Origin of the sequence: Chelativorans sp. J32, from assembly GCF_000518985.1 — a bacterium.
Taxonomy (GTDB): domain Bacteria; phylum Pseudomonadota; class Alphaproteobacteria; order Rhizobiales; family Rhizobiaceae; genus Chelativorans.
This window is the reverse complement of the sequence record NZ_JAEQ01000001.1, coordinates 548,341-565,191: the sequence shown is the minus strand read 5'-3', so window position 1 is coordinate 565,191 and position 16,851 is coordinate 548,341. Positions and strand designations below refer to the sequence as shown.

At 61.0% G+C, this 16,851-nt stretch carries 17 protein-coding genes; 10 read left to right on the top strand and 7 right to left on the bottom strand.

Annotation, left to right across the window (positions count from 1 at the left end; genetic code table 11):
- The first annotated feature begins 31 nt into the window (after positions 1-31).
- The 7 genes from CHEJ32_RS0102725 to CHEJ32_RS0102695 all read left to right on the top strand — a co-directional run bounded on the left by CHEJ32_RS0102725 (position 32) and on the right by CHEJ32_RS0102695 (position 5,801).
- A complete protein-coding gene (locus tag CHEJ32_RS0102725; protein WP_028032469.1) occupies positions 32-1,012 on the top strand; it encodes a TRAP transporter substrate-binding protein in 981 nt (326 codons plus the stop codon).
- A 61-nt stretch (positions 1,013-1,073) separates the two neighbouring features.
- The gene (locus tag CHEJ32_RS0102720; protein WP_034657710.1) at positions 1,074-1,664 is read left to right on the top strand and encodes a TRAP transporter small permease; all 591 of its coding nucleotides are present in this window, start codon (positions 1,074-1,076) and stop codon (positions 1,662-1,664) included.
- The gene (locus CHEJ32_RS0102715; protein WP_028032467.1) at positions 1,664-2,944 is read left to right on the top strand and encodes a TRAP transporter large permease; all 1,281 of its coding nucleotides are present in this window, start codon (positions 1,664-1,666) and stop codon (positions 2,942-2,944) included. The genes CHEJ32_RS0102720 and CHEJ32_RS0102715 overlap by 1 nt, the downstream gene beginning before the upstream one ends.
- Before the next feature lie 8 nt (positions 2,945-2,952).
- On the top strand, positions 2,953-3,765 hold the full coding sequence (locus tag CHEJ32_RS23745; protein WP_051469357.1) for a FadR/GntR family transcriptional regulator: 813 nt from the start codon (positions 2,953-2,955) through the stop codon (positions 3,763-3,765).
- Entirely contained in the window at positions 3,762-4,610 is an 849-nt protein-coding gene (gene kduI / locus CHEJ32_RS0102705; protein ID WP_028032466.1) for a 5-dehydro-4-deoxy-D-glucuronate isomerase, read from the top strand. Before CHEJ32_RS23745 ends, kduI begins: the two co-directional genes overlap by 4 nt.
- A complete protein-coding gene (gene kduD, locus CHEJ32_RS0102700) occupies positions 4,607-5,365 on the top strand; it encodes a 2-dehydro-3-deoxy-D-gluconate 5-dehydrogenase KduD (protein ID WP_028032465.1) in 759 nt (252 codons plus the stop codon). Before kduI ends, kduD begins: the two co-directional genes overlap by 4 nt.
- A 106-nt stretch (positions 5,366-5,471) precedes the next feature.
- Positions 5,472-5,801, top strand: a complete 330-nt coding sequence (locus CHEJ32_RS0102695) for a cupin domain-containing protein (RefSeq protein ID WP_028032464.1) — start codon at positions 5,472-5,474, stop codon at positions 5,799-5,801.
- 67 nt (positions 5,802-5,868) lie between these two features.
- Here the strand turns inward: CHEJ32_RS0102695 and CHEJ32_RS0102690 are convergent, their stop codons facing one another.
- From CHEJ32_RS0102690 to CHEJ32_RS26060, 3 genes are all read right to left on the bottom strand, one after another.
- Positions 5,869-7,155, bottom strand: a complete 1,287-nt coding sequence (locus tag CHEJ32_RS0102690; protein WP_028032463.1) for a rhodanese-like domain-containing protein — start codon at positions 7,153-7,155, stop codon at positions 5,869-5,871.
- Positions 7,156-7,285: 130 nt separating this feature from the next.
- The gene (locus CHEJ32_RS0102685; RefSeq protein ID WP_028032462.1) at positions 7,286-8,011 is read right to left on the bottom strand and encodes a cytochrome c biogenesis CcdA family protein; all 726 of its coding nucleotides are present in this window, start codon (positions 8,009-8,011) and stop codon (positions 7,286-7,288) included.
- A 23-nt stretch (positions 8,012-8,034) separates the two neighbouring features.
- Positions 8,035-8,466 carry a thioredoxin family protein gene (locus tag CHEJ32_RS26060; RefSeq protein ID WP_051469356.1) on the bottom strand — a complete coding sequence of 144 codons (432 nt, stop codon included), beginning with the start codon at positions 8,464-8,466 and terminating at the stop codon, positions 8,035-8,037.
- A gap of 194 nt (positions 8,467-8,660) precedes the next feature.
- Between CHEJ32_RS26060 and CHEJ32_RS0102675 the strand changes: the two genes are divergently transcribed.
- Both CHEJ32_RS0102675 and CHEJ32_RS0102670 read left to right on the top strand, forming a co-directional pair.
- Entirely contained in the window at positions 8,661-9,578 is a 918-nt protein-coding gene (locus CHEJ32_RS0102675; protein WP_028032461.1) for a sulfurtransferase, read from the top strand.
- A 66-nt stretch (positions 9,579-9,644) separates the two neighbouring features.
- On the top strand, positions 9,645-10,856 hold the full coding sequence (locus CHEJ32_RS0102670) for a YeeE/YedE family protein (protein WP_028032460.1): 1,212 nt from the start codon (positions 9,645-9,647) through the stop codon (positions 10,854-10,856).
- Between the two features lie 64 nt (positions 10,857-10,920).
- On the opposite strand, the gene CHEJ32_RS27000 is transcribed toward CHEJ32_RS0102670, so the two are convergent.
- On the bottom strand, positions 10,921-11,277 hold the full coding sequence (locus tag CHEJ32_RS27000) for a hypothetical protein (protein ID WP_034657768.1): 357 nt from the start codon (positions 11,275-11,277) through the stop codon (positions 10,921-10,923).
- 34 nt (positions 11,278-11,311) lie between these two features.
- Between CHEJ32_RS27000 and CHEJ32_RS0102660 the strand changes: the two genes are divergently transcribed.
- The gene (locus CHEJ32_RS0102660; protein ID WP_028032459.1) at positions 11,312-11,923 is read left to right on the top strand and encodes a hypothetical protein; all 612 of its coding nucleotides are present in this window, start codon (positions 11,312-11,314) and stop codon (positions 11,921-11,923) included.
- A gap of 36 nt (positions 11,924-11,959) precedes the next feature.
- On the opposite strand, the gene CHEJ32_RS0102655 is transcribed toward CHEJ32_RS0102660, so the two are convergent.
- The 3 genes from CHEJ32_RS0102655 to CHEJ32_RS0102645 are packed head-to-tail and all read right to left on the bottom strand — an operon-like array spanning position 11,960 to position 16,800.
- Positions 11,960-13,510, bottom strand: coding sequence for a SpoVR family protein (locus tag CHEJ32_RS0102655; RefSeq protein WP_028032458.1), 1,551 nt, complete (start codon positions 13,508-13,510; stop codon positions 11,960-11,962).
- A gap of 8 nt (positions 13,511-13,518) precedes the next feature.
- Complete coding sequence (locus CHEJ32_RS0102650) at positions 13,519-14,832, bottom strand: YeaH/YhbH family protein (RefSeq protein WP_028032457.1); 1,314 nt, start codon at positions 14,830-14,832, stop codon at positions 13,519-13,521.
- An 18-nt stretch (positions 14,833-14,850) separates the two neighbouring features.
- The gene (locus tag CHEJ32_RS0102645) at positions 14,851-16,800 is read right to left on the bottom strand and encodes a PrkA family serine protein kinase (RefSeq protein ID WP_028032456.1); all 1,950 of its coding nucleotides are present in this window, start codon (positions 16,798-16,800) and stop codon (positions 14,851-14,853) included.
- Between the last annotated feature and the right edge of the window lie 51 nt (positions 16,801-16,851).

Genomic DNA, 16,851 nt, shown 5'->3' with positions numbered 1-16,851 from the left:
CAATAACGCCTAACGCAAACGGGAGGAGATCATGTTGCGTTTTGCCAAACTTGGTTCCGCCGCGACTGTCGCGGCATTCATACTCACGGGAATGGCGAGCGCCCAGACGGTGCTGCGCTCATCCGACACCCACCCCGACGGCTATCCAACCGTCGAGGCGGTGAAATATTTCGGCGAGCTCATCAAGGAGCGCACCGACGGCCGCTATGAGGTGGAGGTCTACCATTCCGCCCAGCTCGGCCAGGAGGCGGACACCATAGAGCAGGTCCGCTCGGGCGTGATCGATCTCAACCGCGTTTCCATGGCACCATGGAACAGTCTCGTTCCAGCGACGCTCATCCCTTCCCTGCCCTACCTGTTTCGCTCGCCCGAGCACGCCCGCAATGTGATGAGCGGGCCGATCGGCGATGAGATCGCGAAGGGCTTCGAGCAGCATGGAGTTGTGCTGCTCACCTATTACGACGGCGGCGCGCGCTCCTTCTACAATTCCACGAAACCGGTCAACTCGCTGGAAGACCTGAAGGGCATGAAGTTCCGCGTCATCCAGTCGGACGTGTTCGTCGACATGGTGGCCGCGCTTGGCGCCTCGGCGACCCCGATGCCCTATGGCGAGGTCTATTCGGCGATCGAGACGGGCGTCATCGACGGCGCCGAGAACAATTTCCCGAGCTATGAATCAGCCAAGCACTTCGAAGTGGCAAAGAATTTCTCTCTCGATGAACATACGATCGTGCCGGAAGTCTTCGTCATGTCCAAAGTCTCCTGGGACAAGCTCACGCCGGAAGACCAGGAGATCTTCAAGCAGGCGGCCCGCGAGTCCATGGAGCGGCAATGGGAGCTCTGGGACGCGCGCGTAGCCGAATCGCGCAAGATAGTCGAAGCAGCCGGATCGCAGATCACGACGCCCGAAAAACAGCCTTTCATCGACGCCATGAAGCCGGTTTACGAGAAGTATGTGAACACGCCGGAGCTTCAGGACCTGGTCAAGCGCATCCAGGAAACGGAAGGTTAAGGCCTGGTCTGGCGGGCCGGACTAGGTCCGGCCCAATCTTCCCGGAACCAGGAGACGCGAAATGTCTGAACCGCTCAGCATCGGCGAAGCTCCCACGGCCGGCGAAAGCCGTGAGCTTCCAAAGGCAGCCAAGGTCTTTTCCGCAGTTTCGAATGCCGCGCTCTATATCGCAGGCGCAGGCCTGGTGATCATGTCGGTGATTGTCCTCTGGCAGGTCATCCTCCGTTTCTTCCTGAACTGGAACAACAGCTGGACCGAGCTCACGGCCATCTTGATCATGAGCTGGTTCATCTTTCTTGGCGCTGCGGTAGGGGTGCGAGAGAATTACCATCTCGGCTTCGACGTTCTCCTCTATGTCTTGCCGAAAGGGAGCAAGAAGATCCTGCGCACCATCTCGGACGTGATGGTGATCTGCTTTGCGATCGGCATGATCTATTACGGCTGGCAACTCATGGTGTTGCAGTGGGATGAACGGATGCCGGCCCTCGGCATCTCCGGCGCTTATCGCTATCTGCCCCTGGCCGTCGGCGGAGTGCTCATCCTCTTGTTTTCGGCCGAACGCATCGCTCTGCGCTGGTCCGGCGTGGATGTCGACCAGGATGTCCATGACCAGGACGAAGTTCCGTCCGTCGCTGACGTGAAGGAAGTCTGATGGCAAGCTGGATTCTTTTTGGCACCTTTACGCTCCTGATGCTGATCGGAACGCCGATCGCGTTCTGCCTGGGCATCGCGAGCTTCGCCTGCGTTCTCTATCTCGGCCTGCCGCCGCTGGTGGTGTTTCAGCAGATGAATTCAGGCATGAATGTCTTCACGCTGCTCGCCATCCCCTTCTTCATCTATGCGGGCGACCTGATGGTGCGCGGCGCTATCGCGCAACGGATCGTCGCCTTCGCGGGATCGCTTGTCGGGCACATGCGCGGAGGTCTCGGCCAGGTTAACATCGCCGCCTCCACGCTCTTCGGCGGCATCTCGGGCTCGGCAGTCGCCGAAGCGGCTGCCGTCGGCGGCCTGATGATTCCGCAGATGAAGCAGCGCGGGTACGGTGTCGACTATGCGGTCAATGTCACATCGATGGCCGCGCTTATCGCGCTTCTCCTGCCGCCATCCCACAACATGATCATCTATTCGATCTCGGCGGGCGGAAAGATCTCCATCGCGGACCTGTTTACTGCCGGGATCATTCCGGGCCTGCTGTTCGCCGCGGTCCTCATGGTGACCGCCTATTTCGTCGCCCGCCGGCGAGGGTATCCCGTAGAACCTTTTCCCGGCTTTTCACGCGTCCTCTGGTTGCTGATCAACTCGCTGCCGGGACTGCTCCTCATCGCCATCATCTTTGGCGGTGTGCGGTCCGGCGTCTTCACCGCGACGGAAAGTTCCTGCATCGCGGTCTTCTACGCGCTTCTGGTGACGCTTCTTATCTATCGCTCGATGAGCTGGCACAATTTCCTCCACGCGACACTCGGCGCGGTGCGGACCACGGCCATGGTGCTGCTCATCATCGGCACAGCGGCCTCCTTCTCCTGGCTGATGGCATTCTTGCGGGTACCGGCACAGCTCACGGACTTCCTGACGGGCATTTCTCAGGACCCGTTCGTGATCCTGCTCCTGCTCAACGTCCTCATGCTCTTTCTCGGCACCTTCATGGATATGGGGCCGACCATCATCATCACCACGCCCATCTTCCTGCCGGTGGTCCAGGCCTATGGCATCGATCCGGTCCATTTCGGCGTGGTCATGATCCTCAATTACGGGATCGGCCTCAATACGCCGCCGGTGGGAGCCGTGCAGTTCGTGGCCTGCGCCGTAGGCAAGATCACCGTCTGGCAGGCCATGCGCTCGATCTGGCCCTTCTATCTGGCAGGGATTGTGGTGCTCGGGCTCGTGACTTATGTGCCGGCCATTTCGCTCTGGCTGCCGAGCGTGTTCAAATAGGAGAAGGAATGGCCACCCAACCGTCCGCCGATATCCGGTTGCAGCGGAAGCCCAAGCTTTCCGAACGTGTCGTTGCTGCGGTGAAGGAGCAGATCCTCTCGGGCACCTACCGTCCGGGAGAAAAGCTTCCGACGGAGAACCGGCTGACCGATCTGTTCGGCGTAAGCCGGACCGTCGTGCGCGAGGCGATCGCGACGCTGGCGGCCGACGGGCTGGTGGAGTCGCGCCAGGGAGCAGGTGTGTTCGTACGCGAACGATCCGCCCTGGCCTTCAGCCTGATCACCGCAGAAATCAACCACAAGATCTCGCATGCGCTGAACGTCATAGAGGTGCGCATGGGATTGGAGATCGAAAGTGCGGGCCTCGCCGCGCTGCGTCGCAACGGGGCTCAGGAAGCGGCCATCCAGGAGGCTTTTTTCGAGTTCGACCGCCTCCTGGAACTGGGGGAAGCGACGGGAAAGACTGATTTCGAGTTCCACCGGGCCATCGCCTTGGCCACCAATAATCCCTTTTATGTCGAGGTGCTGGACGCCTTGGGCATGCGCGCCATACCCTGCGACGTCACCTCTCCTTGGGGTGCCGACAGCTTCCTGACGCGCGAATATCAGGAAGAGCTTCAGGTGGAGCATCTGGCCATCCTCAGGGCCATCTCCGCCGGCGATGCGGACGCCGCCCGCCAGGCGATGCGCCAACATCTTTCGGCCAGCCAAGAGCGCTACCGCGCTCGCCTGAACGGTCAACAGGCAGACTACCGCCCGGGCCGTGGCATCACCCCACGGCAGTATGACCAGAAGCAAGATCAAAAGCGGAGATCGCGATGAGCGACACCCATCTGGAATACTCAATCCGCCACGCAATCGATCCGCTCGCGGCGGCACGCATGGGGACGGAGGAACTGCGCGCCAATTTTCATGTCTCCGGGCTTTTCCAACCTGGCAGGATCAGCCTTACCTACACGCTCTATGACCGCATGATCGTCGGTGGTGCCATGCCGGCCGGCGAGGCGTTGACGCTCGAGGCGATCAAGCCCGCCGGGACGAAAGGCTTCCTGGATCGGCGCGAGCTCATCGCCGTCAATATCGGAGGTTCCGGCAAGATCGCGGCGGATAGTGAGAGCCATCACCTCTCCTCCCGGGATATGCTTTATGTGGGGATGGGGAGCGACGTGACATTCGCTTCGGACAACAGCAACAACCCGGCGAAATTTTATCTGCTCAGCGCCCCGGCGCATATGAAACATCCTACAAAACTGATCCGCATAGGGGATGCCAAGCGCCTCGATCTGGGTAGCCAGGGGACGTCGAACGAGCGCTCCATATTCCAATTCATCCATCCCGACGGCGCTCGGACATGCCAGTTGGTCGTGGGGATGACGACGCTTGCGACCGGCTCGGTCTGGAACACCATGCCAGCCCATGTGCACGACCGGCGGATGGAAGCCTATCTTTATTTCGACCTTCCGGAAAACGCGCGCGTCTTCCACTTCATGGGTGAGCCCAGCGAGACGCGACATATCATCATGGCCAATGAAGAAGCGGTGATCTCGCCGCCATGGTCCATCCATTCCGGCTGCGGGACAGCGAATTACAGTTTTATCTGGGCCATGGCCGGCGACAATGTCGACTACACGGATGTAGATCCGGTGCCGCTGGAGACCATGCGATGACGTCCTCCTTCAGTCTCGAGGGGCAGAGGATCATGATCACTGGCGCGAACACCGGCATCGGCCAGGGAATTGCAGTAGCGGTGGCGCGCGCAGGAGGGTCGGTGCTCGGCGTCGGCCGTTCGTCGATGGAGGAGACGGCGAAACGTGTCGTAGCCGAGGGGGTACGGTTCACGACGATCTCCTGCGATCTTTCCGACGCTTCTGCGACGCGGGCCATGTTCGCCCGGGCATGGGAAGAGCACGGGCCGATCAACGGCCTCGTCAACAATGCGGGCATCATCCGCCGCGCAGACGCGATCGACTTCACCGAAGCCGATTGGGACGAGGTCATGGATATCAACCTCAAGACGCTCTTCCTGCTCAGCCAGGCCTTCGGCAAGAAACTGATCGGCGGCGGCCGGCGGGGCAAGATCGTCAACATCGCGTCGATGCTTTCATTCCAGGGCGGAATCCGCGTCGCCTCCTACACGGCCTCCAAGCACGGCGTGCTCGGCATCACGCGGCTGCTTGCCTGCGAGTGGGCGGCCAAGGGCATCAATGTGAATGCGGTGGCGCCGGGATATATCGAGACCAACAATACCGAGGCCCTGCGCGCCGACGCGGATCGCAGCGCCGCGATCCTGGCCCGCATTCCGGCCGGGTGCTGGGGACGTCCGGAGGATATAGGCGATGCGGCTGTCTTTCTGCTTGCGCCGGCCTCGGACTACATGCATGGCGCGACGATCCCCGTCGATGGCGGTTGGCTCGCAAGATAGGAGGGCCTTGGAGCGCCGGTGGCGCTTGACGTTCCGGCATGGATCCTCGGGAATACACGCCTGAAGGACCAAACCGCAGCGGGTCGAAGCTAGTTGGGAGACTTTCATGACGCAACACGTTGCCAGGCGGGCCGAAGGCGAATGGACTGACCTCGGAGGCGGCAGCCGCCGCCGGGTGCTCGTCCACACAGATGAGCTGATGCTGGTGGAATTCACGTTCGAGGAAGGCAGCGTGGGCGCGCTTCACTCCCATCCGCATGTACAGGCATGCTACGTGGCGGAAGGCCGCTTCGAGGTAACGATCGGGGATAGGACGACAATCCTCTCCGCGGGCGATTCCTTCATTGTCCCGTCAAACACGGTCCATGGCGTCAAGGCTGTCGAGGCAGGCCGACTGGTGGACAGCTTCACGCCGAAGCGCAGGGATTTCCTGTAATGCCGAATGGAAAGTCCTTTTCACATGACGAGCCCGCATGCTCCGCGCATGCGGGCCCATCCTCGGGTCAACTGCGTTTGAAAGCGCCGTTTTCCCAGCCTTGGAACTTGCCCGTAAAGAAGTCTACGTCGCGATAACCAAGCAGGTTCAGCACGGTGTAGGTGTGTGAAAGCTGCAGGCCGCCACGGGTGAAAAGAATGACCCGCTTGTCCGGAGAGACGCCCGCCTGTTCGTAAAGCGCCTTCAGCTTTTCCGCCGGGAGCAGCACGCGGTCCTCATCGAAAGTGGCATCCCAGAACACATTGACGGCCCCGGGGATGTGCCCAGCCGCATAATCCGAGGGTGAGCGCACATCCACGATGACCACATCCGGATTGTCCGCAAGCGCCTTGATCTCGGCCTCGTTTAAGAACTGCGGCGCGCCGTCGGCCGTCGCCGCCGTTGCTCCATCCTCGAAGGTGTAATTGGCGAGCGAGACCTGCTGACCGGCGCGGGGATCACGGCTCCATTCGTCCCAGCTCGCATCGTAGAGCACGACATTGGTGTAGCCGAGATTCTTCAGCGCCAGGTAATTGTTCGCAGCCGCCACGCCGCTGCCGCAATAGGACACGACTTCCCGATCGGGGGTGACGCCTTTGGATTGCAGCAGCGCCGTCAACACAGGCTCAGACTGGAGCGTCGCTTCCTTCGTCAGCAGGCTTGAGGCAGGGACGGCCTGCGCGCCGGGTATGTGGCCGTCGGCGTAAGCATCTTCGTTACGGCCGTCGATGATGATGGAACCGTCCGCCCCCACCTTGCTTGCGACATAGTTCTTGTCGACGCGGATATCGTTCTTCCGTTCAAGCTTGAAGGAGGTGGCGGCAACCTCAACCGGCTCCGTCGAAAATCCGTCGGTCCAAGCAGCGGCGCCACCATCGAGCACGTGCGTCTTATCGCCCAAGCCGGCATATTCGAAGGCGACGTAGGCGCGGCCCGGAAGCGCTGTGGTGTCGTAGATGAGGATCGTGTCGCCGTAGCTGATGCCGGCAGCGCTGAGTTCCTTCTCGAAGACGTCATCACCTGCAAACTCGTTGCGGATGCCGTCGCTTTCCGAGACATTGAGGCGCTGCCAGGGCAGATTGATTGCTCCGGGGATGTGGCCCTTGGCGTAGGCTTCCGGCGAGCGGACGTCGATTACCTTGGCGCCACCCGCTATCAGCTTTTTCGCCTGCTCTGCGGATACGATGATCGGGAAGCGTTGCGTCTCGGCATGGGCCGCGGGGGCGGCCAGAAATGCGTCGGAGCCCGGTATTATAGCGCCCGGGAGCACCAGAAAACTGGTCACGAAAAGAGTGGCGATAGCGGATTTGGACATGATCTGACCTCAGCAGGAGTGGAAGCATGAATAGACTACCGGCGCAGTAGAGATTTCAAAGCGGCGCTATTTCAAATTTACTGCTGCGGAGAGTACGTTTTTCTTCGACGCGCCTGCTTCGCGCACGTGCTCAAAGTCCACCCGGCCGAGGCTCCCAGCCGGTCAGCGCCTGCTCCCAATTGGGAAACCAGGTCAAAAGCTGGACCTGGATCGCACGATCCCAACCGGCAAAGATGGAAAGGCCCGTCAGGATCAGGAGGATCCCCAACACGCGCTGAATGGTCGAGGCATTCGCCTGGAACCAGTAAAGCCGCTTAACGATCCGCCTGCCTCCGGCCATGACTGCGGCCATCGGTATCGCTGTCCCAAGGGAGAAGGCGAGCGTGACCGCCACCGCCCCGAGTGTCACAGTCTGGTTGAGGGCAAGCGTGATGACGGATGCCATGATCGGCCCGACACAGGGACTCCAGGCAAGGCCAAGGCCGGCGCCGACAGCCAACCCCCCGATGAAACCGGGATCGCCATTACCGGCCGGCACTTTGCCCGCCATCCCGCTTGTCCAGCGTTCGAAGGCGCTGTGGAGCGGCGGTACGGCCAGGATCAAGCCGAGCAGGATCAGGATGGTTGCCGCGAGCGTGCGGTTCAGATCGGGCGGTACGCCAAGAGAGCGGACGAGGAAGCTCAAGGCCAGGGTCGCCAGGCTGAAACTTCCCACGAAACCGATCACGACACCGGCTGGCCGGCCCTTCCCCTCCTGAGCAGCAGTGGCCAAGATCACCGGCAACAGGGGCAGCACGCAGGGCGACAGCACCGTTATGATGCCCGCGAGGAAAGCGAAGCCGAGGGTGACCAGCATGGCCGATACGCGCCGTTCAGGCGCTAGAGCTTCGAGTTGGCGTTGAGACCGTCCACGCCCCCGCCATTCCAGGATTTCACGGCCTGTGCATTGGAATCGAGAAGGACGAAGGTGTCCTGATAGGTGACGCCGTATTTGCTCTTGAGCTCGGTCTCCTTGTCGTAATCGGCGATAACCAGCGTAAGCTCGGGGTTTACCTCCGCCCAGCGGGCGTTGAGCTCCGTCACCGTGGCCCGGCAATTCGGGCACCAGCTGGCGAAGAAGAAGACGACCGTCTTGCCTTTTTCGGCAAGCGTCCTGAGCTGCTCCTCGCCCTGGAAGTCCAGGACCGTGGCTCGCGGGGCAGAAGCCTCGGCCGGGCTGTCTGTGGTTTGCGCAGTGTTTTCCGCGACCGCCGGAAGCGCAGCGAAGGAAAGAAATCCGATTATGACAGCTAGATGGGCCCAATTTGGCATGGTGAGGGTTCCTTTATGCGGTGCAGTAAAAAGCGGCGAGGGATTTGATGGAAGGGAGAATTTTTTGTCGTAAGGCAGTAAATGCGGATGAAAATTCCAAGCGACCGCCAGATTTAGAGGCTCTTGCGTTTTACGTAGCGAGCGGCGGTGCAAATATGGGTCAGCTTCTTCCTCACCAACTGAATGGAAATCTCATGCGATCCGCGATAATCGGTTCCGTCCTCGCGCTCGGGCTATTGCTGACCGGCGCCGCAAATGCCGAGCGCCTAACCGACAAGCCCTTGGTCGATGCCGCATGGCTCACCGAAAATCTGGGCCAGGAGGATTTGGTGGTCCTCGACATCCGCGATGCGGCCAACAATGTCGATCCTTATGCCGAAGGCCATGTGCCGGGCGCCATCAGCGCGCGCTACTCGGAAGCCGGCTGGCGTACGACGGTGAACGGCATCCCAGGCATGTTGCCTCCGACCGAGCAGATTGAAAAGGTGATCCAAAACCTCGGGGTCAACGACGACAGCCATGTGGTGATCGTTCCCGCCGGCACCAATGCGTCGGAATTCGGCGGCGCTACCCGCGTCTACTGGACATTCAAGGTTCTCGGCCATGATGCCGTTTCGATCCTGGACGGCGGGTATGCCGCGTGGGCCAAGGCCGGCGGCGAGGTCTCGAAAGAGGTCACCACGCCAGAGCCGGGAAATTTCACCGCGAATTTCCGGCCCGAACTCCTGGCCGATGTGAAGGAGGTTCAGGAGGCGATCGCGGGAGACACCAATCTGATCGATGCGCGCTCAGTCGCCCAGTTCATCGGTCAGGAGAAGACGAACACCGTCAAGGCGCTCGGCACTGTGCCAACTTCGGTCAATATCAACTTCGACAAGTTCTACCATCCGGAGAAGCCGGGTTTCGCGAGCGCGGAGGAGATCGCACGGCTCGTCAAGACCGCTAGCGTGCCTGATGACAAGGGCCTGATCACCTTCTGCAACACCGGTCACCTGGCCTCCATCGCCTGGTTCGGCCTGTCGGAGGTCGAGGGCCTGCAGAATGTGCGGCTTTATGACGGCTCGATGTCGCAGTGGACTGCCGACGCTTCGCGGCCGGTGGTCGCGCAGTAGCTTTCCTTCCATTCTGCCGATCTGCCCGGACGGCATCCGGGCAGATCGCATTTTCGGGTATGCTTCATGACTGATATTACCGCCGGCGGGAAACTTGCCCGCACCATCCCAATCGACCGCGGGCCTGTTGCAACCGTCCTCGCGGTGCTTGCCATAGGCACGGCCGCTATCGGCACCCTTGTGGATCTCCGCCAGGCCGTCCTTTTCCTGATCGGCGGCCTCCTCGGGCTGACCCTCTATCACGCCTCGTTCGGCTTCACCGGTGGGTGGCGCCGTTTCGTCGTGGAGAAGCGCGGTTCGGCGCTTCGCGCGCAGATGCTGATGATCGGTGCTGCAGCGATCGTCTTCATCCCCCTCCTTTCGACGGGGAACGTCTTCGGGCAGGCGCTCGTGGGCGCGGTGGCACCGGTCGGCATGTCCGTGCTCTTCGGCGCGGCCATTTTCGGCTTGGGTATGCAATTGGGCGGCGGCTGCGGCTCCGGCACCCTGTTCACCGTGGGTGGCGGTAGCTCACGCATGCTGGTCACGCTTCTGTTCTTTATCGTCGGAGCGGTGCTCGGCACGGCTCACCTGCCCTGGTGGCTGGAGCTGCCATCGCTGCCGGCCATTAGCCTGGGGACGAGCCTGGGCGTGCCGCTTGCAATCGCGGTGACGCTGATGGGACTTGGCGCAGTGGCCTGGATCAGCGCAACAATAGAACGCGGCGCGCATGGCTCGCTGGAAACGCCAAAGCCGGCCCCGACCGCCGGCATCACGCGCCTTCTCCACGGGCCATGGCCATTGATCGGTGCTGGTCTTCTTCTCGCACTGCTGAACATCGCCACCCTGCTCATCGCTGGGCACCCCTGGTCGGTAACCTACGGCTTCGGCCTGTGGGGCGCGAAGGTCGCGGCGGCTGTCGGCATTCCGGTCGCCGAATGGACCTTCTGGACCTGGCCGGCTCAGGCCAAAGCGCTGCAATCGAGCGTGCTGCAGGACGTCACGTCGGTGATGAATTTCGGTATCATCCTGGGCGCGGCGCTCGCCGCCGGTCTTGCAGGCAAGTTCGCGCCGAAGGTGCATGTGCCCTTCGCTTCCTTCCTCGCTGCAGCGATCGGCGGCATCTTGATGGGCTATGGCGCGCGGCTTTCATTCGGCTGCAATATCGGCGCGCTCTTCAGCGGCATTGCTTCGGGCAGCCTGCATGGCTGGCTCTGGTTCGTGGCTGCATTTGCCGGTAGCCTCGTCGGCATCTATCTGCGTCCCTTCTTCGGTCTCGACGGGTTCAAGTCAAAATGAGCGCCAGAAACACCCTCCTGTTCGGTACGGGCCTTCTCGTCGCCACGGCGGGCATAGCTGCGGATCATATCGCGGCGGCGGGCCGCGCCGCCGCGCCTGCAGCCGTCGCCACGCCAGCAAATCCCTGTGCTGCTGCACCGGTCGCCAATCCCTGCGCGGCGAACCCGTGTGCCGCAGCTGCTCCTTGCGGGGCTGGAAATCCATGCGCGGCTGCTCCTGTTGCAAACCCCTGCGCGGCAGGAAATCCGTGCGCGGCGGCGAGCCCCTGCGCTGCTTCTCCGGCCTCCAATCCCTGCGCAGCTTCAGCACCTTGTGCAGCGGCAAATCCATGCGCAGCGGCGGCGCCGGCCGCAAACCCTTGCGCGGCGGCAGCACCGGCAGCGAATCCCTGTGCCGCGAGTGCTCCCTGCGCGCCGTTCAATCCCTACGCCGCCGGGGCGCAGTGAGGCGTTCCGATGGCCGAGGAAGATCTTCGCAGGGCTGTGCAGGAGGCGCTCTACTGCGAGCGTATTCTCGCCAAATCGGGCGAGAATATCCTGCGCGAGACGCTGACCGACGCCAACTCGGTGGAGGCCTGGTCGCATTATCCGCCGGGCGATGTGTTCGACCCGACGAGCGGCGGGCAGTGGTACTATCACTGCCATATCCCTCCGGCAGACGAAGTGGAGCACGGGCATTTCCATTGCTTCGTGCGGCCTCAAGGTGCCGGTGGTCCCGTGCATCACCTGATCGCCGTGGGGGTGAACCCTTATGGAAAGCTGCACCGTCTTTTCACGGTCAACCAATGGGTGGTCGGTGATATCTGGCTGGATGCCGAGCAGAGCATCGCTCTGTTGCCGCGCTTCGACATGGACCTTGCGAAGCCCTCCTACCTCGTCAATCGGTGGCTCACCGCCATCGTGCGGCTCTATCAAGCGGAGATTGCCGAGCTCATCCGGGAGCGGGACCGTGTTCTCTCGGCGCATGCTGCTCCTGACGGCGTCCAAGCCCGCGAGGATCGAAGCCTGGAAGTCACGTCGTCGCTGCTCGTCGACCTGAACAAGCGCGCACAGGAACTGGGCGCTTAGGGTCTTCCGAAACCCTGGCCGCCAAGGCTGGTCGGGCTATCCAGCCTTGGCCGATGTTTCGTAGAGCCTGGAACCAGTCTCGGCATCGACGCCCGCAAGGCTCACGTCATAGCCCCAAAGACGGCAGACGTGACGCAGCGTCGCGTCGCGATTCTCCTCGTCCAGGAGGACGCCGCTCTTCACATTGTGCTGCAGGCGCAGATGCCGGTCACCCAACAGATCCACATCCACCACTTGGATATCTGGCTGACTCACGCCGATGTCATAGCTGCGGGCGAGCGATGTGCGGATCGCTTCATAGCCGCGCTCATTATGGATCGACGCCACTTCGCAATAGGGGTCGCTCGACTTGTCCTTCAGCAGGAAGAGCCGGAAATTCCTGATGAGCGCAGGGCTCAGATACTGCAGGATGAAGGATTCGTCGCGGTGGTTTGCCCAGGCATCCAGTAGCGTGTCACGCCAATTGCCGCTGCCGGCAATCTCGGGAAACCACTCGCGGTCTTCCGGCGTGGGCTTGCCGCAGATGCGCTGGATGTCCTGCATGAGCGCAAATCCCAGCGCATAGGGGTTGATCCCTGGAAAGCGCGGATCGTCGAAGTCGGGCTGGAAAACCACATTCGTGTGGCTCTGGAGAACCTCCAACATGGCTCCTTCGCTGATCTTCCCCTGATCGTAGAGCCGGTTCATGATGTAATAATGGACGAAGGTGGCGCAGCCTTCGTTCATCACCTTCGTCTGCCGCTGCGGATAGAAGTACTGGGCGATGACGCGGACGATGCGCAGGAGTTCCCGCTGCCAGGGTTGGAGGATCAGGCTGTTCTTTTCCAGGAAATAAAGAAGGTTTTCCTCCGGCAGATTCAGCCTCTTCTTGCGCTCGGCAACCTCCGCTTCCACCTCGTCGTCGTCTTCTTCCGACGTGCGCGGCGGCAAGGTTCTCCAGAGATCGTTGAAGGTCTGCTCTTCATATTCCAGCCTCTCGCGGGCGCGTTCGCGCTCCTTTTCGGAGGATAGGCGCGGCGGCCTGCGGTAGCGGAACACGCCCTGATCCATGAGAGCGTGTGCGGAATCGAGGATGGCTTCAATCGCCGCCGTGCCGTATCGCTCCTCGCATTTGGCAATGTATTTCTTGGCAAACTCCATATAGCTCAGAATGGCGCTCGCATCCGTCCATTGCTGGAAGAGGTAATTGTTCTTGAAGAAATGGTTGTGGCCGAAGGAGGCATGCGCCGTCACCAGGGCCTGCATGGCCATGGTGTTCTCTTCCATGAGATAGGCAATGCACGGGTTCGAATTGATCACCAGCTCATACGCCAAACCGCGCCGCCCGGAGCGATAAAGATGGTCCTCGAAGACGAAGCGCTTGCCGAAGGACCAGTGCTGGTACATCAAGGGCATGCCGACCGACGAATAGGCGTCGAGCATCTGCTCCGAGGAGATTATCTCCAGCTGGTTGGGATAGACGTCGAGGTGCAATTCCTCCAGCGCAATCTTCTCAATGGCGTCGTAGGTGCGAGACAGGGTTGAAAAATTCCAGTCGGAGCCGTCGAAGAGAAGCGTCGAGCCCGGGGCTGCTTTCGTAGCGGACATCGTTCCAATCACCTGCGCGTCTGGGCGGCGTTTTGCCGAGCGAAGAGCTTGCGGAACACGGGATATATGTCCGCCGGACGGGCTATGCGCGTCATCTGGAAGTTCGGCCATTTCTCACCGACGGTGCGGTAGGCTCTCCAAAGGGAGGTGCCATTATCGGTGGCCCCGAAGATCTCGGTTTCCCGTTCGTCGATGATTTCGACATAGGCATAATACTGGCAGAGCTCCATCAGCTCGTCGCGCAGCATGGAGGCGCACCGTTCCGAATCGCCAGCGATATTGTCGCCATCGGAAGCTTGCGCGGCATAGATGTTCCATTCGCGCGAGGGATAGCGCTCGCCGATAATGCGCTGCATTTCCTCAAGCGCCGTGGAAACGACCGTGCCGCCACTCTGGGTGGAATAGAAGAACGTCTCCTCGTCTACCTCCCGCGCTTCATGGGTGTGCCGGATGAAGACGATGTCGATGCGGTCATAGCGCCGCTTCAGGAAAAGATGCAGAAGCACGAAGAAGCGCTTTGCCAGGTCCTTCTCGCGCTCGCCCATGGAGCTCGACACATCCATGAGGCAGAACATGACAGCGCTCGCGTTGGGAAGAGGCTGCGGCTCGAAGCGATTGAAGCGGACATCGACCGGATCGACATAAGGGATGCGCCGGCGCTTGCGCTCCAGCGCCTCCAGTTCCGCCCATAGTGCTTCAAGCTGCTGACGTTTTGCCCATTTGTTCGGATCGGCCTCCAGTATTGCAATCTCTGTGGCAAGCCTCTCCACCTCTTGCCTGCTCGGCCGGTGGAGCGCGATGCGCCGGCCGTAGCTGTTGCGCATGGTCCGGCCGACATTGATGTTGGTGGGGGAACCACTCGTTGCAAAACCCGCGCGGCGCGGCTTGTAGGCCACCGCCTCCTTGAGGTTCATCTTCACCATGTCGGGAAGTTCGAGATCCTCGAAGAAGAGATCGAGCACCTCCTCGCGTGAAAGCACGAACTGGAAATCGTCGTCCGCGCCTCCGCGGCCGGCCCCGGTGCCGCCGGCGCCCCCGGAACCACCAGGCTTGGGAAGGCGGTCCCCCTGGGAAAACTCCTTGTTTCCCGGGAGGATATAGGCTCTCTCTCCGCTGGAGCGATCAGGACGAAAAGTAGGCTCGCTCGTCCCGCGGGCCGGCATCGGCACGCGATGCTCGGCGTCCACGTCCGTTATCTTGCCGGCCTTGACCTGCTCCTTGATCGTCCGCTTCAGCTCTTCCCTGGCCCTTTTGAGGAAGCGCTGCCTGTTTCCCAGGCTCTTGTCCTTGGGATTAAGCCGGCGATCGATATAAATCGGCATGAGGAAACCCGCGCATCGTCAGCCTGCCTTATTGACCCGCATATACCAGTCGACGAGGCGCCGGACCTGACGCTCGGTATAGCCGCGCTCGACCATGCGCTGAACGAATTCCGCATGCTGCTTTTCGGTCTGTGAATCCTTCTTCGAACCGAAGCTGATCACCGGCAGCAGATCCTCCACCTGACCGAACATGCGCTTCTCGATCACTTCACGCAACTTCTCGTAGCTCGTCCAGGATGGATTGCGGCCATTGTTCTTGGCGCGTGCCCTAAGCGTGAACTTCACCACTTCGTTGCGGAAGTCTTTCGGATTGGCGATGCCGGCCGGCTTCTCTATCTGCGACAGCTCGCTGTCCAGCACCTGCCGATTCAGGATCTGGCCGGTATCGGGATCCTTGAAGTCCTGGTCTTCCAACCACGCATCGGCGTAGGCGATGTAGCGGTCGAACAGGTTCTGGCCATATTCGCTGTAGGACTCCAGATACGCCTTCTGTATTTCATGACCGATGAATTCGGCGTAGCGGGTCGCAAGCTCCGATTTGATGAAATCGAGGAAAGACGTCTCCTTCTCCTTCGCGAACTGCTCGCGCCGGATGGCCTGTTCCAGGATATACATGAGATGGACCGGATCGGCGGCCACCTCTTTGGTATCGTAATTGAAGGTCTCCGAAAGCACCTTGAAGGCAAATCGCGTGCTCACCCCGGTCATGCCTTCGTCCACGCCCGCGGCGTCACGGTATTCCTGCACCGACTTCGCCTTGGGATCTACGTCCTTGAGGTTCTCACCATCATAGACCCGCATTTTGGTGTAGAGCGACGAGTTCTCATGCTCCGTAAGCCTCGTCGCTACGGTGAAGCGGCTCAGGATCTCCAAGACCTCGGGAGCGCAGGGTGCATTCTTCAGCTCGCTTTCACGGAGAAGTTTGTCGTAGATCATCTTCTCCTCGGTGACCCGCAGGCAATAGGGCACCTTCACGACCAGGATGCGGTCGAGGAAAGCTTCGTTGTTCTTGTTGTTCTTGAATTGCAGCCATTCCGACTCGTTGGAGTGGGCAACGACAATGCCTTGATAGGGGAAGGCGCCGAAATTTTCCGTTCCGTTGTAATTGCCTTCCTGGGTAGCAGTCAGCAGCGGATGGAGCACCTTGATCGGTGCCTTGAACATCTCGACGAATTCGAGCAGGCCCTGGGTGGTGCGGTTCAGGCCGCCGCTATAGGAGTAAGCGTCGGGATCGTGCTGGCTGAAATTCTCGAGCTGGCGGATATCGACCTTGCCAACCAGCGAGGAGACGTCCTGATTGTTCTCGTCCCCGGGCTCCGTCTTGGCGATGCCGATCTGCCGCAGCCGGGACGGCGTGAGCTTGACGACACTGAACTTGGAGATGTCCCCGCCCACTTCTTCAAGGCGTTTGGCCGCCCACGGGGAAATCAATCCCGTAAGCCGGCGCCGGGCGATCCCATATTTGTCTTCGAGCAGGTCAGCCATCCGGTCGGGGTGGAAGAGCCCCAGCGGAGACTCGAAGATCGGACTCACCTTGCCGTTGACGGAAAGCGTGTAGATCGGCCGCTGTTCCATCAGCTTCTTGAGCCGCTCGGCGAGCGAGGACTTGCCGCCGCCTACAGGCCCAAGGAGATAGAGGATCTGCTTGCGCTCCTCGAGCCCCTGTGCGGCATAGCGGAAGTAGCCCACGATCCTTTCGATCGTGTCCTCCATGCCGTAGAAGTCCGAGAATGCCGGGTAGATCTTTATCGTCCTGTTGGCGAAGATCCGGCCCAGCCTTTCGTCCATGCTGGTATCGATCAGGGTAGGCTCGCCAATCGCCTCAACCATCCGCTCGGCGGCGGTGGCATACATGGATTTATCGTCCCGGCACGCGAGGAGATATTCCTGAAGGCTCATCTCTTCCCGCGCCGCGCTGCTGTAAATCTCCGAAAAGAGATTAAAGACGTCAGATTCGCTCCTGTGCATCGCACCTTCTCCCGACAGGCCGGTTGGTTGCAACGGAGATCGCTGCCTGTC